A 13,538-nucleotide genomic window follows, 5' to 3' on the forward strand; every position below is an offset into this window, starting at 1 on the left:
TGTGATTGAGGTTTTAACCTCCACTGCGGATCACCGTGCTCGAGAGGTCCAAGAGGTTGTCTGCCGTCGGAAGGAATCTGATGCACCTGCCACGCCTTTTCCGCCCCCGCACCGTCGTGAGCGCCCACTGCGACCTCCCCTGCGGCGTCTACGACCCGGCGCAGGCCCGGATCGAGGCCGAGTCGATCAAAGCGATCTCCGAGAAGTACCAGGCCAATGACGACCCGGAGTTCCGGAGCCGCGCGCTGATCATCAAGGAGCAGCGCGCCGAGCTGGTCAAGCACCACCTCTGGGTCCTGTGGACCGACTACTTCAAGGCGCCGCACTTCGAGAGGTATCCGCAGCTGCACGGCCTCTTCAACGAGGCCACCAAGCTGGCCGGCGCCGGGGGCGCGAAGGGGGCCGCCGACCCGGCCGTCGCGGAGCAGCTGCTCGCGAAGATCGAGGAGATCTCGAAGATCTTCTGGGAAACCAAGCAGAGCTGAGCTGTCGACACCGGGTGGCGGACCGCCACCCGGTTCAGCCCATCCGTACGGGAGGACCGCATGACGTCGCGCACCGAGCTGGTCGAAGACCTGCTGAGTCGATTCCCGCAGGTGCCGCGCGAGGCGGTCATCAAGGAGGACCTGCTGCGCGGCGGGCTCGCCTTCGACGACACGGCGTTGACCGACAACGAGCACGGCGACGTCAAGCCGAAGTCCTACTTCATCTTCTCCTTCGATCACCGGACGCTCCCGGAGCTGGGGACGGCCGCGCTGCGCCGGCCGCCGGAGGAGATCGTGCTCACCGGAGGCCCGTACGAGCTGCGCCGAACCGTCGTCTCCGTCCGCACCAACCCCGGCTCGCCGTACCGTGTGCGGTCCGACAGCGACGGGCGGCTGCGCCTGTTCCTGGACGAACGGCCGATCGCCGATGTCGGGCTACCCCCGATGCCGGCGTACTACCGGCACACGCTGGCCAACGGGAAGTCGGTGATGGAGGTCGCGCCGACCATCCAGTGGGGCTACCTCATCTACCTGACCGCGTTCCGGGTCTGCCAGTACTTCGGCGCGAAGGAGGAGTGCCAGTACTGCGACATCAACCACAACTGGCGGCAGCACAAGCAGGCCGGGCGCCCCTACACCGGGGTCAAGCCGGTCGACGAGGTGCTGGAAGCTCTGGAGATCATCGACCGGTACGACACCGACCGGGCCTCGCAGGCGTACACCCTCACCGGTGGCAGCATCACCTCGCACGTCGGCGGGCTGGCCGAGGCGGACTTCTACGGCCAGTACGCTCAGGCGATCGAGGAGCGGTTCCCGGGGCGGTGGATCGGCAAGGTCGTCGCCCAGGCACTCCCCCGAGCCGACGTCCAACGGTTCCACGACTACGGGATCCGGATCTATCACCCCAACTACGAGGTGTGGGACAAGCGGCTGTTCGAGGTGTACTGCCCGGGCAAGGAGCGCTACGTCGGCCGGGAGGAGTGGCACCGCCGCATCCTCGACTCCGCCGAGGTGTTCGGCCCACGCAACGTGATCCCGAACTTCGTGGCCGGCGTCGAGATGGCCGCCCCGCACGGCTTCACGAGCGTGGACGAGGCGATCGACTCCACCGCCGAAGGGCTCGACTACTTCATGTCACGCGGCATCACCCCGCGGTTCACCACGTGGTGCCCGGAGCCCACCACGCCGCTCGGCCGGGCCAACCCCGAGGGCGCGCCGCTCGAGTACCACGTCCGACTGCTGGAGGTCTACCGGGCGACCATGGACGCCCACGGGCTGTCCAGCCCGCCCGGATACGGCCCGGCCGGGCCGGGTCGTGCCGTCTTCTCGGTCAGCTCCTTCATGGACACGCTGCCGTCCACGCCGTCCTGAGCGAGGCCGAACCGGCCCGCACCCCTGCGGATGCGGGCCGGTGCCGCCACTGCGGTCCGGTCAGCTGTTGAGCCGGGCGAGCAGGGCGGTGGCCATGCCCTGCTCACCGCGGGCGTTGGGGTGGAACGGGGCGGCCGAGTTCTGCGGCACCAGTCCCTCGACCCACCGGGTGCCGCTGCTCTTGCACGCGTCGCGGCCGATCGACGGGGTGTAGACGTCGGCGTAGGTGGCGCCGTTCGCTACCGCGGTGCTGGCCAGCATCGCGTTGAGCGACTTCGCGACACCCCGCAGGTACGGCACGTCCTGGTAGGCGATCGGGACGACGGGCCAGCAGCCGTAGCCGGTGTCCGGCACGATCGCCGGGTACCCGAGCACCACGACCCGCGCGCCCGGCGCGGCTTGGCGGACCGACTGCAGCACGGTGGTCACCTTCGGCACGGTGGCGGCGATCCGGGCCTGCAACTGGTCGACACCTCCGGCGGTGTACCGGTCCTTGCACGGCGACCCGAGCGGGCTGCTGAGGCTGGCCTGGGCGCAGTCGCTGATGATGCTGGAGAAGCCGATGTCGTTGCCACCGATCTGCACCGTCACCAGCGCGGTGGTCGACGTGACCGCGTTGAGCTGCGGCGGCACCGTGATGCCCAACTGGCCGCTGCCGCCGTAGAGAATGTCGTCCGTGGTGGCCCCGGAGCAGCTGACGTCGGCGAACGACGACGAGCCGGCGGACGCGGCCACCACGGACGGGTAGTTGCGGTTGGACCGTAGGCAGTTCAGGTCGACCTGCGTGGGAATCAGCGGACCTGCGGTGTACGAGTCACCCAGGGCGACGTAGCGGCCGGTGGGCACCGCGGCGCTGGCGGGTGTGGCGACGGTGAGCAGCACGCCGACGGTGGCCATGGCGAGTGCGGCCAATCGGGTTGCTGCCCGCAGGAGCGGCAGGCGGGGACGGGTCATGACGCCTCCCAGACGGGATCACGGTGGTGGTGGTGCCGAGATCCTGTCGCCGCCGAGGGCGGACGTCAATATCGATGAGCCTCACTAAATGCTGATCCGGAGTGTGGGATGCGGAGATGCCGCCGCTACTGCCCACCGTCGCGCAGCTGACGCCAGGGGCCACCCTCGTCACCCGGGAGCCTCGTCGTACCGAAGCGCTTGTCGACCTCGGCGAGCGCTTCCTGCGTGGGGTTCGGGCCGAGGCTGCCCAACTCCTCGAAGAGCTGCTCGTTGCCGGCCGGCGCGCTGACGAACAGCAGCCGGCCACCGGTCGGGGTGACGAACGTGTGGTACGAACCACGGGGTACGACGACGATGGTCCCCGGGCCGCCGGAGAACTCGGCGTCGCCCACGCGGAAGTCGTACCGCCCCTCCAGGACATAGGCGATCTTCATGAAGTCGTGGTGCGCGTGCGGAGGGTTCTCGACGATGACGTCGTGATGGAACACGAAGGCGCCGAGCGCGCCGCCCACCTCGCCACCGTGGACGAGAATCTCCGGCCGATGCGGGCCGCCGAGCTCGATCAGCTCGCCCGCACCGGGCTGCACGGCCCACCCGTCCCGACCCCAGTCCGCATGGCCTGCATGATCTGCCCCCGCTCGATTGGTTGACGAACGGGGCAATCCAACGCCGCGCCACACGATTTCCAATGACCGTGAAGTTGCTGGCGCCTTACCGGCTGGACCACCACCACGACATACCGAGCGCCCAGGGCAGAAGCGTGACGGCCAGCGCCGCCACCCACCCGGCGACCGCGGGAACCCCGCCGGGCCTGAGCCGACCGAGCGCGTGATTACCGCCCAGGAACGCGCCGCCGAGCAGGAGGGCGACGAACATCAGGAAGATCGCCACGAGGCCGGCCTCGTCGGTATCGAGCTGCAGCGGCGCGGGGCGACCGAAGACCGTCGCGTACGTGTGGTTGGTGGTCGGCCCGTACGGCCCGCTGGCCGCGTAGGCGAGCAGGGACACGAGCAGCACCAGCGGGATCATGGCCAGCATGCCCACGAGGAGGTTGAGCGCCACCAGCGCCGCGGCGAAGGCGGGCAGCCTCTGGGTTGACCGCATCCACGACCTCTCTGCTCACCGTCGGGGAAGCGCCCCCTCCACGTACCACGCAGTCTGATCTCCCCGACGTGACCGCCAGTGGATTACCAGTTGACCAGGAGGCGCGTTTGACGCACCTGGAAGTACTTGCTCCCACGGAAAGCAGCATGCTAGCTTCTCGTACCAGCGAGCGCTTCCCCACCCCACGGAGGTGTGCGATGACCACCACGCCCACACCCGAAGGGGTACGACCGGACCGGCAGGCCGTCGACCGGTGCCGGATGCTCACCGGCGAGGCCCCACGGTGATCGACCCGAAGCTTGATCCGGCCCTGCTCGATCCCACCCGCCTGGCCATCGTGGCGTTGCTGGCGGGAACGGAATGGGCCGAGTTCGCCTTCGTCCGTGATGCCGTGGAACTCAGCGACTCGGCCCTGTCCAAGCGGATCTCGGCGCTGGGCGACGGCGGCTACGTGGAGGTCCGCAAGGGCTACGTGGGCAAGCGCCCACGGACCTGGATCAACCTCTCCGCCGCCGGGCGGGCCGCTCTGAGCGCCCACATCGCGGCCCTGCAGGACATCGCCAACCGCGCGGCGGCCCCGCCCGACTGAGCCGGGCGGGCGGGCGGGTGTCGACGATCGATCACACCCACACGCCCGACCGGGATGACACGAGCCCAGCGAGACTCCTCAGAGAGTGAACACGAGCGTGGAGATGCTGCGTGCGCCGACGTTGATGGTGGCCTGCCCCCCGTTCACGCTGGTCGGCTGGCTGGCCGCGTTGGCGTTCTGCGAGGTGAGGTAGTACTCCGCCCGGCTGACGTTCTGCGGTGCCTGGATCACGGCGTTGTTGACCGCGCTGGTCGACCGGTTGAGGATCACCAGGGTGATCTTCCCGTCGCCCTGGTAGGCGGTCACCGCCAGCGGCGACGCCTTGGAACTCTTCGTCAGGGCGATCCGCTGGTAGCCGGGGCGGACGTACTTGGCGTACTGCGAGAAGGCGTACCCGCGCTTGAGTGGAGCGCCCGCGGTGGTGCCGTACGCCGCCTCACCGTCACCGATGAAGGAGTAGTAGCGCTTGCCGTACCACCAGATGTAGGCGGTCCAGTTCGACTCCATCGACCTGTGCACCGTACGCATGATGTCGTCGAGCGTCTCGTTCCAGACCGCCGCGTTGGCGGGGTTGCCCCATATGTTCGAGCCTCCACCGTCGGCGGCGTGCAGGTTCCACTCGGTCATCCACACCGGCTTGTTGTACTGATCGGCCAGGGGGTACGACTTCAGCCGGCCCGCCGCCTCCGTGCCGTACAGGTGCCCACCGATGTAGCCGATGTTGTTGCGGGCGGTCGCGTCGTTCAGGGTCGGGTCGGTGAAGGTGTAGTTCAGGTTCACCGCCTCGGCGACCATCAGCTTGGTGTTCTGCACCCTCGCGCCCTGGTCGCGGACGAAGGTGCGCAGCTCGGTGCCGCTCCAGTCCATCGAGTCGTAGTCCGGGTGCCAGTCCGGCTCGTTCTGCACGGAGGTGACGTCGATGGTCACACCCTGACCGCGCATGAACTGCACGTAGCTGTTCAGATGGTTCGCATAGTCGTCGTAGTAGTCGGTCTTCAGCTTCCCGCCGTTGACCCGGCTGTTGTTCGTCTTCCACGCCGCCGGCGCGGTCCACGGCGAGGCGAGGATCTTCACATTCGACCCGTACGACTTCGCCGTCTGCAACGAGTTCACATGCGTCGCCCACTCGCTGGACACCGGCGACAGACCGGTCCGCACGATCGACAGCCCCAACTGGTTGGCACCCATACCGACCAGTGTCTGCGTGTCCGACGTCGACCACGCCGAACCCCAGATCGACTGCGCGGCTCCGAACCCATCGACCGTCTGGTACCTGGTCGCGCTGTTCACCGTGATGTCCGCCGGCCCGTTCGGGGGCGGGGTGGTCGGCGGTGGGGTGGTCGGGGGCGGCGTGGTGGGTGCCGTGCCGCCGGTGCAGGTCACGCCGTTGAGCGCGAAGCTGGTCGGCGCGGGGTTGCTGCCGGTCCACGAGCCGTTGAAGCCGAACGAGGCCGTGCCGTTGGTCGTGATGGCCCCGTTGTAACCGACGTTCCTGGCCGTGACCGCGGCACCGCTCTGGGTCACCGTCGCGTTCCACGCCTGCGTGACGGCCTGTCCGGCGTCATAGGACCAGGTCAGCGCCCAACTGCTGACCGGCTCGCCGAGATTGGTGACGGTGACGTTGGCGCCGAAGCCACCCTGCCACTGCGACGACACGCCGTAGTCCACCGAACAGCCGGCGGCCGCGGCACCTGCCGGCACCGCAGCCGCGACCGCGGTGGAGGCCAGCAGGACGGCGCCGGCCGACACCATCGCGGCCTTGGCCACTCTGGGTTTCTTCATGGGAGCACTCTCCTGGGTTCGGGGTGACGCGAACCGGCGTACGCCCGAAACCGCGCGGGAGGACGTGACCGACCCGCTGCCGAGCGACGCCGCTGTTAGCGCTAACAGGCATGGCCCTGGCACACCTGTAGCGGTATTCCGAGTTGCCCGAGCGGCACACCGGGCTCCCACGGTGCGCCAACCTCTGCATCATAGACTCTTGTGGATGGGTACGCCGCTCGTCAAGACGTGGCGTCGCTGTTTCGAGAGCGTCGCCGCAGGCTCTCGGCGTTCACGCCGAGAGCCTGCGGGCGGCGATCGCGATCACCGCTGTCAGGCGCCGATCGCGATCGCGAAGATGTGCATGGTCGGCACGCCGGACGCCGGCCGTGCGCTGATGTTCGGCAGCTCGACCCGGACCACCGCCTTGTTCTGCAACGTCACCCCGACGTAGTAGATGCAGGCGGCGGTGGCCTGACGCTGGTTGCCCGGCCGGTTCTGGTAGGCGGTCACGATGGCCGCGGTGCCGCCGGCGTGTGGTCCCCCGTACCAGTCGGGCGTGCTCAGCGTGAAGGTCTGGCGGGTGCCGTCGGCGTACACCACCGTCGCGGTTCCCGACACGGCGCCGTAGGTGCCGGTCGCGAGGATGCCGAGCGTCCGTCCCGTCCCGGTCACGCCGATGGACTGCCCCGAGGCGATGGCGTTGTCGGCGACGCCGGGGCTGACGTTGGGCCAGCGGAAGGTGACCCCGTTGCGGCTCACCGTGCTGCCCGGGGTGACCCCGGCCTGCGCCAGGGCCTGCACGGAGAGACTGGCCCCGTTGCCGTCGAAGTTCCCGACGCCGGTGTTGGTGTCGTTGGAGATGCCCGCGTTGGTGAAGCTCTGCTCCAGCGTCGGTGTGGTGGTGCCCGAACTGGTGGCCCGATAGGTACGCCCGGCCAGCACGGTCACCTCGACGAGGTCGCTCTCGATGCGGGTGGTCCGGGCCGACGTGCCGTCCGCGGTGTCGACGACGGTGTAGGCGCCGGTGAAGAGCCGACCCCGCAGGCGGACGGTGCCGGCGCGGTCCGGGCGGAGGAGCACCTCGGTGGCCTGCCCACTGCTCCAGGTGACGCTGACCGTGTGCCCACCCCGGCCGCGCAGTCCGGTCACCCGCCCACTCGGCCAGGCCGTCGGCAGTGCGGGCAGGATGTGCAGTTCACCGGCGTGGCTCTGCAGCAGCATCTCCGCGACGCCGGCGGTGGCGCCGAAGTTGCCGTCGATCTGGAACGGCGGGTGCAGGTCGAACATGTTGGGCGCGAGCCGCGCGGGTGTGGCGAGGTAGCGAATCAGGTCGTGGGCCCGGTTGCCCTCCTCCATCCGCGCCCAGAAGTTGATTTTCCAGGCCAGCGACCAGCCCGTACCGTCGTCACCCCGCAGCTGCAGCGTCCGGCGCGCGGCCTCGAACAGCTGCGGGGTGCCGCGCTTGGTGATCTGGTTGCTGGGGGCGAGCCCGTACAAATGCGAGATGTGCCGGTGGTACTGCTCGGTCTCCACCCAGTCGTAGAGCCACTCCTGGATGTTGCCGCGCGAGCCGATCTTCATCGGCGGGAGCCGGTCCCGGGTGGCCCGCACCTGAGCACGGAAGGTGGCGTCCACGTCGAGGATCTCACTCGCCCGCGCACACCCGTCGAACAGGTCCCGCAGGATCTGGTTGTCCATGGTGGGGCCGGCGCACACGCTGGCGTTCGCGTGGTGACCGAGCTCCGGCGAGTTCGACGGGTTGGTCACCAGGTAGCCGAGGGTCGGCTCGGTCACCAGCGTGTTGAGGAAGAACTGCGCCGCACCCTTCATCGCCGGGTAGTTGGCCCGCAGGAACTCGATGTCGCCGGTGAACAGGTAGTGGTCCCAGATCAGGGTGCTCAGCCAGGCGCCGCCGGTCTGCCACATGCCCCAGAACGCGCCGTCCACCACGGAGGTGGCCCGCCACGCGTCGGTGTTGTGGTGGGTGACCCAGCCACCCGCCGCGCCGTACTGCACCTGGGCGGTGCGGACGCCGCTGACCGCTAGGTCCCTGACCATGTCGAAGACCGGGGCGTGACACTCCGACAGGTTCGTCGTGTTGGCCAGCCAGTAGTTCATCGGCAGGTTGGCGTTGATCGTGTACTTCGAGTCCCACGACGGGGTCAACGAGTCGTTCCAGATGCCCTGGAGGTTGGCCGGCTGGGTGCCGGGCCGTGACGACGAGATCAGCAGGTACCGGCCGAACTGGAACAGCAGCGCCGAGAACTGTGGGTCGTTGACGCTGTTGTGCTGGGCGATCCGGACGTCGGTCGGCTGGTCGGCGGCGGAGGTGCGACCCAGATCGAGGCTGACCCGACCGAACAGCGCCTGGTAGTCGGTCACGTGTCGGCTGCGCAGCTGGTCGTAGCTGCTGGCCCGGGCGGCCGTGAGGCGCTGTCGCGCGATGCCCTGGTAGTCGCCGCCGACGGTGCGGTAGTTGACGTAGCTGGAGCCGATGGAGATCAGCAGGGTCACGCTGGTGGCGTTGGTGACCCGCAGGGTGCCGCCGGAGCTGGACACGGTGCCGCCGCTGATGGTGGCGTTGGCCAACGCGAGGAAGCGGACCGAACCGTTGACACCCTCCTGGTTGCCGGAGACACCGTCCAGCGAGATCGTGCTCCCGTCCGGACTCGCGACCGATGTCCGCTGCGGGCTGTCGAAGGTGGCGGTGAACGTGATCGAGCCCGTCCGGTCGGCGGTCAGCCGCATCGCGATGACCTGATCCGGCGCGCTCGCGAACACCTCGCGCTGGTATCGGACACCATTCATCACGTACGTCACCGAGGTGGTCGCGGTGGTCAGGTCCAGCTGCCGGCTGTACTGCGAGGCGGCACCCGACGTGGGGAAGGTCAACCGGAGGTTGCCGACGGTCTGGTAGGCCAGCTGCCCCACCGGGTTGCCGAGCATGGTCTGGTTGATGAGGTCCTGAGCCTGGGTCCACTGGTTCGCGAAGACCAACCGCCGGATTTCCGCCAGGGCGCCCGCACCTCTGGTGTTGCTCGGCTCGTGCGGCCCGCCGGCCCAGACGGTGTCCTCATTGAGCTGTAGTCGCTCCGTGTCGACGTTGCCGAACACCATGGCCCCGAGCCGGCCGTTGCCGATCGGTAGCGCGCGGAGCCAGTCGGTGCCGGCCGACTCGTCGTACCAGAGCGCCAGGTCGCCGGCGGCCAACACCTGCGGAGGTGCCGTCGAGTCACCTCGGGCCACCGCGCTCCACGGCAGCGGCAGCAGGGCGCCGCCCGCGCCGGCCGCGCCCATCTTCAGAGCCTGCCGTCGGGTCAGGTCGGACATCGATCCTCCAAACGGTGGCCGATCCGACCACCCCGAAGCGCGACACGTGTGCGGGCCTGCCAACCACGACGTCCCCCGGTAGCCATGAGCGACCATCAGGCAGTCAGACGTCTGATGTGTTTCGGGAAGGTTACATCGACGCCGCTGGATAGGCAATGGCCGATTTACCGAGACCTGCGCCGCCGCCGGAGGCCCTGACCAGGAGATCCAGGTCGCGGCGCGCAGCCCGCCGGGCGGTTCGGCAAGGATCGCGCCAGAGTGGACCTCAATCAGAGCCGCAGCCACCTGCGCATACATCGGATGTCGCCGCCGAAGGGCGCGGTGAGCCGGTCACATCCGCGGGCTGCGGTGACCACACCCGGGTCGACGGCCTAGCTCGCGCGGGTGTCGTTGTCGCGTCGCTGGATCATGTGGACCTGCTCGAGGTCGAGGCCGTCCTGGACGCGCCGGAGCACCTCGTCGTCGATCTCACCCTGGTCACGCATCCGGACGACAGTGTCGTGGCGGTGGTCGATGACCGCCAGGTGAAGGTTGGCGTACTGCTGCTCGTAGTCGGCCGCGGCCTCGTCGGGACCGGAGTCGGCGTCGCCGTCGCGCAGCACGCGCAGGCGGCGGTCGTACTCCGTCCGCAACTGCTTCTTCACATCGTCGCTCGTGCCCAGGCCCGCGGCCATCTCCGGCAGGGACTTGAGCGCGTGGTCCATCGAGGTGATCTCGGCCCGCCGGCGTTCCTGCTCCGCCTCGCCGTCGGCGCCCAGCCCGGCCCACCGCGTCACCCGAGGCATGAGCGGCGCCTGGAGCAACAGGGTCGCCGCGATCACGACGGCCGTGACGAAGACGATCAGGTCCCGGTCCGGGAACTCCGCCCCGGACGGCAGAGCATGGGGTACGGCCAGCGCCGCCGCCATCGACACCGCACCGCGGAACCCGGCCGCCGACATGAGCGCCCGTGGGCGGCCGCTCAGCCGTCGTTCACGCTGCTGTGGGCGGCGGTCGATCGCCCGGATCAGGTACGGACTGGTGAACAGCCAGCCGAACCGCACCGCCACGATGACCGCGCAGACCACGACCGCGACCAGCATCCCGTGGGCCAGCTCGGTGTTGTCCAACCCACGTACGGCCGACTGGGCTTCCAGCCCCACCAGCACGAACAGCGCCGTGTTGGCCAGCGTGGTCACGAAGCCCATCACGGTCTGGACGTACCGGCGGGCGTTGCCGGGGAACAGGCGCGGCGAGACCCGGCCCACCCAGAGTCCGCTGACCACGGCCGCGAGGACGCCGGACACCTCGGCTGCCTCGGCGATCAGGTAGGCGGTCAGCGGCGTCATCAACGCGAGGAGGTTGTGCTGGAACGGATCGGTCAGCCGGCGGCGGATCTGCAGGACGAGGAACGTGACCGCCAGACCGGCCGCGACGCCGCCCAGGTACGACAGCGCGAACAGCCCGGCGACCCGACCCGCGCTCAGATGTTCCTCGCCGAGCGTGATCCCGACCGCGAGCGTGTAGATCACCAGCGCCGTACCGTCGTTGACCAGGCTCTCCGCCCGCAACATGGTCGCGATACGACGGGGCAGCATCCGGCCCAGGACCCCGACCGCCGTGGCATCGGTCGGAGCCACCGCGGCGCCCAGCACCCACGCCGGCCCCCAGTCGAGCCCCAGTGCGTGCGCCGCCGCCGCCACGCCGGCGGCGGTCGCGACCACGAGGAAGGTGCTCAGCAGCACGATGACCCGGAGATTTCTCCGGATCTCCCGCAACGACGAGGTGAACGCCTCCCAGTAGAGCAACACCGGGAGGAACACCAGGAGGACCGCCTCGGGTGGCAGGTGCACCCCGCGCAGCGCGGGCGCGAACCCGAGCAGGACACCGGCGAGCAGGAGCAGCACCGGTGGGGCGATCCGGAGACGACGGGCCGCGCCCGTCCCCACCAGGATGGCGACACCCACCGCGACAACCAAGGCGATACTGGACACCGGATTCCTCTGTCCCTCGAAGCGGGCAGAAAGGTTACACCGCACGGCAGTGCCCGTCGCACCGAGCGTGGCCTCTCCGGCTCGACAACGATGGCGAGGCTCACTGGACAGCCACATGGCGATCTCTGTACTCGCTGCTCGGCGAGGTGAGCCCGCACTCCGGCGCGACGTCGCCCACGCGAATCCACTGGTGGTCAAGTGAGTGGCCCTACCGTTCGCGCATGAGCACCGGAGACGTCGACGGCCCCGCCCTCGACGAGGAGCAGTTCGACCGCCTCGCGGGCTACGGCACCGAGGAGGACGTCCATCAGGGGCAGGACCTGTACGCGGCGGGCGACAGCTCCTACGACTTCTTCCTGCTCCGTACCGCGACCGCGGAGGTCGTCCGCGAGGCGACGGCGCTCGACCCCGAGCGCCTGATCTACCGGCGGGTACCGGGTGAGTTCCTCGGCGAACTGAGCCTCCTCACCGGGCAGCAGGTCTTCCTCACGGCCCGCGTCGTCGAGGCCGGCACGGTCGTCCGGATCACCGCCCCGGTGCTGCGCCGCGTGCTCGCCGAGCAGGTCGACATCGCCGATGTCCTGATTGAGACGTTCCGAGCCCGACGCGAACTCATGCGCGGGGCGGCCGGCAACGCCCTGGAGATCGTCGGCCGGCCGGACGCCGCGGATTCGCTGAGGCTGCGAACGTACGCGACCCAGATGCTCCTGCCGCACGCCTGGCTCGACGCGGCCTCGCTGTCCGGCCGGGCCCTCATGCGGGCGGTCGGGGTCGACGCGGACGACCTGCCCGTCGCGGTCACCGACGGCCGGGTGCTGCGCCGTGCCACCCCCGGAACGGTCGCGGAGGCGCTCGGCCTGACCTTTGTCGCCTCGGCCGACAACCCAGACCTGGTCGTGGTCGGCGCCGGACCGGCCGGCCTCGCCGCGGCGGTCTACGGCGCCTCCGAGGGGCTCGTCACCGTGCTGCTGGACGGCACCGGCCTCGGCGGCCAGGCGGCCAAGAGCGCGCGGATCGAGAACTACCTCGGGTTCCCCCAGGGGATCAGCGGCGAGCAGCTGGCCCGGCTGGCGATGATCCAGGCGCTGAAGTTCGGCGTCCAGATCTACGCGCCCTGCGCGGTGGTCGGCCTCGACGTGTCCGACGACGAACGGCCCGTCGTGGAGCTGGAGGACGGCACCCGGATCGAGGCGTCCGCGGTCATCGCCGCCACCGGCGCGCGTTACCGGCGGCTCGACATCGCGCGCTGGGCGGAGTTCGAGCAGAGCGGCTGCATCCGGTACGCCGCGACCGAACTGGACCTGCGTGGGTACGAGTCACAGCCGGTGGCGGTCGTGGGCGGCGCCAACTCGGCGGGGCAGGCGGCGCTCTCCCTGGCCGCACGCGGCTGCACGGTGCATCTGGTGGTGCGCTCCGGCGACCTCGGGGCGAAGATGTCGGCGTACCTGACCGACCGGATCCAGGCCCACCCGCGGATCCAGGTCCACACCCGCAGCACATTGCGTGAGCTGCACGGGGACGACACCCTCGCGGCGATCGTCGTCGACGACGAGGGCACGTCGACGAAACTGGACTGCCGGGGGCTGTTCTGCTTCATCGGCGCGGACCCGGAGTCCGGCTGGTTGACGGGCATCGCCCTGGACGAGAACGGTTTCGTCCTCACCGACAGCCGGCTGCCGCCCGGTACGCGCGAGGCGCCACTGCCGTTCCAGACCAGCGCTCCCCGCGTCTTCGCGGTCGGCGACATCCGCGCGGGCTCCACCAAGCGCGTCGCCACCGCGGTCGGTGAGGGCGCGGGTGCGGTCTCCGCGGTCCACACCGCCCGGGCCAGCTGAGCTCGGTACCGGTGGTGCGGTGACCCGTCGGGGGGGGGGGGGGGGGGGCCCCCCCCCCCCCCGGGGGCGGGGGGGCAGGCGAGGAGAAGCACCGCAGAGACAAAACAAGCAAGAACACTAAAAAGGGAGGAAG

At 69.7% G+C, this 13,538-nt stretch carries 10 protein-coding genes; 4 read left to right on the forward strand and 6 right to left on the reverse strand.

Annotation, left to right across the window (positions count from 1 at the left end; genetic code table 11):
• The first annotated feature begins 80 nt into the window (after nucleotides 1-80).
• Entirely contained in the window at nucleotides 81-485 is a 405-nt protein-coding gene (sodN, locus tag AB0H52_RS24475) for a superoxide dismutase, Ni (protein ID WP_357950207.1), read from the forward strand.
• A 60-nt stretch (nucleotides 486-545) separates the two neighbouring features.
• Nucleotides 546-1,856: a radical SAM protein gene (locus AB0H52_RS24480; protein ID WP_151492311.1), complete on the forward strand. Its 1,311-nt coding sequence runs from the start codon at nucleotides 546-548 to the stop codon at nucleotides 1,854-1,856.
• Nucleotides 1,857-1,916: 60 nt separating this feature from the next.
• Here the strand turns inward: AB0H52_RS24480 and AB0H52_RS24485 are convergent, their stop codons facing one another.
• From AB0H52_RS24485 to AB0H52_RS24495, 3 genes are all read right to left on the reverse strand, one after another.
• Complete coding sequence (locus tag AB0H52_RS24485) at nucleotides 1,917-2,810, reverse strand: SGNH/GDSL hydrolase family protein (RefSeq protein ID WP_151492312.1); 894 nt, start codon at nucleotides 2,808-2,810, stop codon at nucleotides 1,917-1,919.
• Between the two features lie 125 nt (nucleotides 2,811-2,935).
• Complete coding sequence (locus AB0H52_RS24490; protein WP_151492313.1) at nucleotides 2,936-3,397, reverse strand: cupin domain-containing protein; 462 nt, start codon at nucleotides 3,395-3,397, stop codon at nucleotides 2,936-2,938.
• A 124-nt stretch (nucleotides 3,398-3,521) separates the two neighbouring features.
• The gene (locus AB0H52_RS24495; protein ID WP_151492314.1) at nucleotides 3,522-3,914 is read right to left on the reverse strand and encodes a hypothetical protein; all 393 of its coding nucleotides are present in this window, start codon (nucleotides 3,912-3,914) and stop codon (nucleotides 3,522-3,524) included.
• A gap of 283 nt (nucleotides 3,915-4,197) precedes the next feature.
• Here AB0H52_RS24495 and AB0H52_RS24500 point away from each other — a divergent pair, with 283 nt between their 5' ends.
• A complete protein-coding gene (locus tag AB0H52_RS24500) occupies nucleotides 4,198-4,503 on the forward strand; it encodes a transcriptional regulator (RefSeq protein ID WP_151492315.1) in 306 nt (101 codons plus the stop codon).
• 78 nt (nucleotides 4,504-4,581) lie between these two features.
• Here AB0H52_RS24500 and AB0H52_RS24505 read toward each other — a convergent pair whose 3' ends face one another.
• The 3 genes from AB0H52_RS24505 to AB0H52_RS24515 form a co-directional block, all read right to left on the reverse strand.
• Nucleotides 4,582-6,285 carry a cellulose binding domain-containing protein gene (locus tag AB0H52_RS24505; RefSeq protein WP_357950213.1) on the reverse strand — a complete coding sequence of 568 codons (1,704 nt, stop codon included), beginning with the start codon at nucleotides 6,283-6,285 and terminating at the stop codon, nucleotides 4,582-4,584.
• Nucleotides 6,286-6,597: 312 nt separating this feature from the next.
• Nucleotides 6,598-9,597: a glycoside hydrolase family 95 protein gene (locus AB0H52_RS24510; protein ID WP_357950216.1), complete on the reverse strand. Its 3,000-nt coding sequence runs from the start codon at nucleotides 9,595-9,597 to the stop codon at nucleotides 6,598-6,600.
• 371 nt (nucleotides 9,598-9,968) lie between these two features.
• Entirely contained in the window at nucleotides 9,969-11,570 is a 1,602-nt protein-coding gene (locus AB0H52_RS24515) for a Na+/H+ antiporter (RefSeq protein ID WP_151492333.1), read from the reverse strand.
• A 221-nt stretch (nucleotides 11,571-11,791) separates the two neighbouring features.
• On the opposite strand from AB0H52_RS24515, the gene AB0H52_RS24520 reads away from it, so the two are divergent.
• Nucleotides 11,792-13,405 carry a cyclic nucleotide-binding domain-containing thioredoxin-disulfide reductase gene (locus tag AB0H52_RS24520; RefSeq protein ID WP_151492334.1) on the forward strand — a complete coding sequence of 538 codons (1,614 nt, stop codon included), beginning with the start codon at nucleotides 11,792-11,794 and terminating at the stop codon, nucleotides 13,403-13,405.
• Nucleotides 13,406-13,538: the final 133 nt, after the last annotated feature.

The organism is Micromonospora sp. NPDC050695, from assembly GCF_040654415.1.
In the GTDB taxonomy this organism is placed as follows: Bacteria; Actinomycetota; Actinomycetes; order Mycobacteriales; family Micromonosporaceae; genus Micromonospora.

Coding starts and splice junctions, on each gene's coding strand:
- AB0H52_RS24505 (WP_357950213.1), bottom strand. CDS start 6,285: ATGAAGAAACCCAGAGTGGCCAAGGCCGCGATGGTGTCGGCCGGCGCC.
- AB0H52_RS24485 (WP_151492312.1), bottom strand. CDS start 2,810: ATGACCCGTCCCCGCCTGCCGCTCCTGCGGGCAGCAACCCGATTGGCC.
- AB0H52_RS24480 (WP_151492311.1), top strand. CDS start 546: ATGACGTCGCGCACCGAGCTGGTCGAAGACCTGCTGAGTCGATTCCCG.
- AB0H52_RS24520 (WP_151492334.1), top strand. CDS start 11,792: ATGAGCACCGGAGACGTCGACGGCCCCGCCCTCGACGAGGAGCAGTTC.
- sodN (WP_357950207.1), top strand. CDS start 81: ATGCACCTGCCACGCCTTTTCCGCCCCCGCACCGTCGTGAGCGCCCAC.
- AB0H52_RS24510 (WP_357950216.1), bottom strand. CDS start 9,597: ATGTCCGACCTGACCCGACGGCAGGCTCTGAAGATGGGCGCGGCCGGC.
- AB0H52_RS24495 (WP_151492314.1), bottom strand. CDS start 3,914: ATGCGGTCAACCCAGAGGCTGCCCGCCTTCGCCGCGGCGCTGGTGGCG.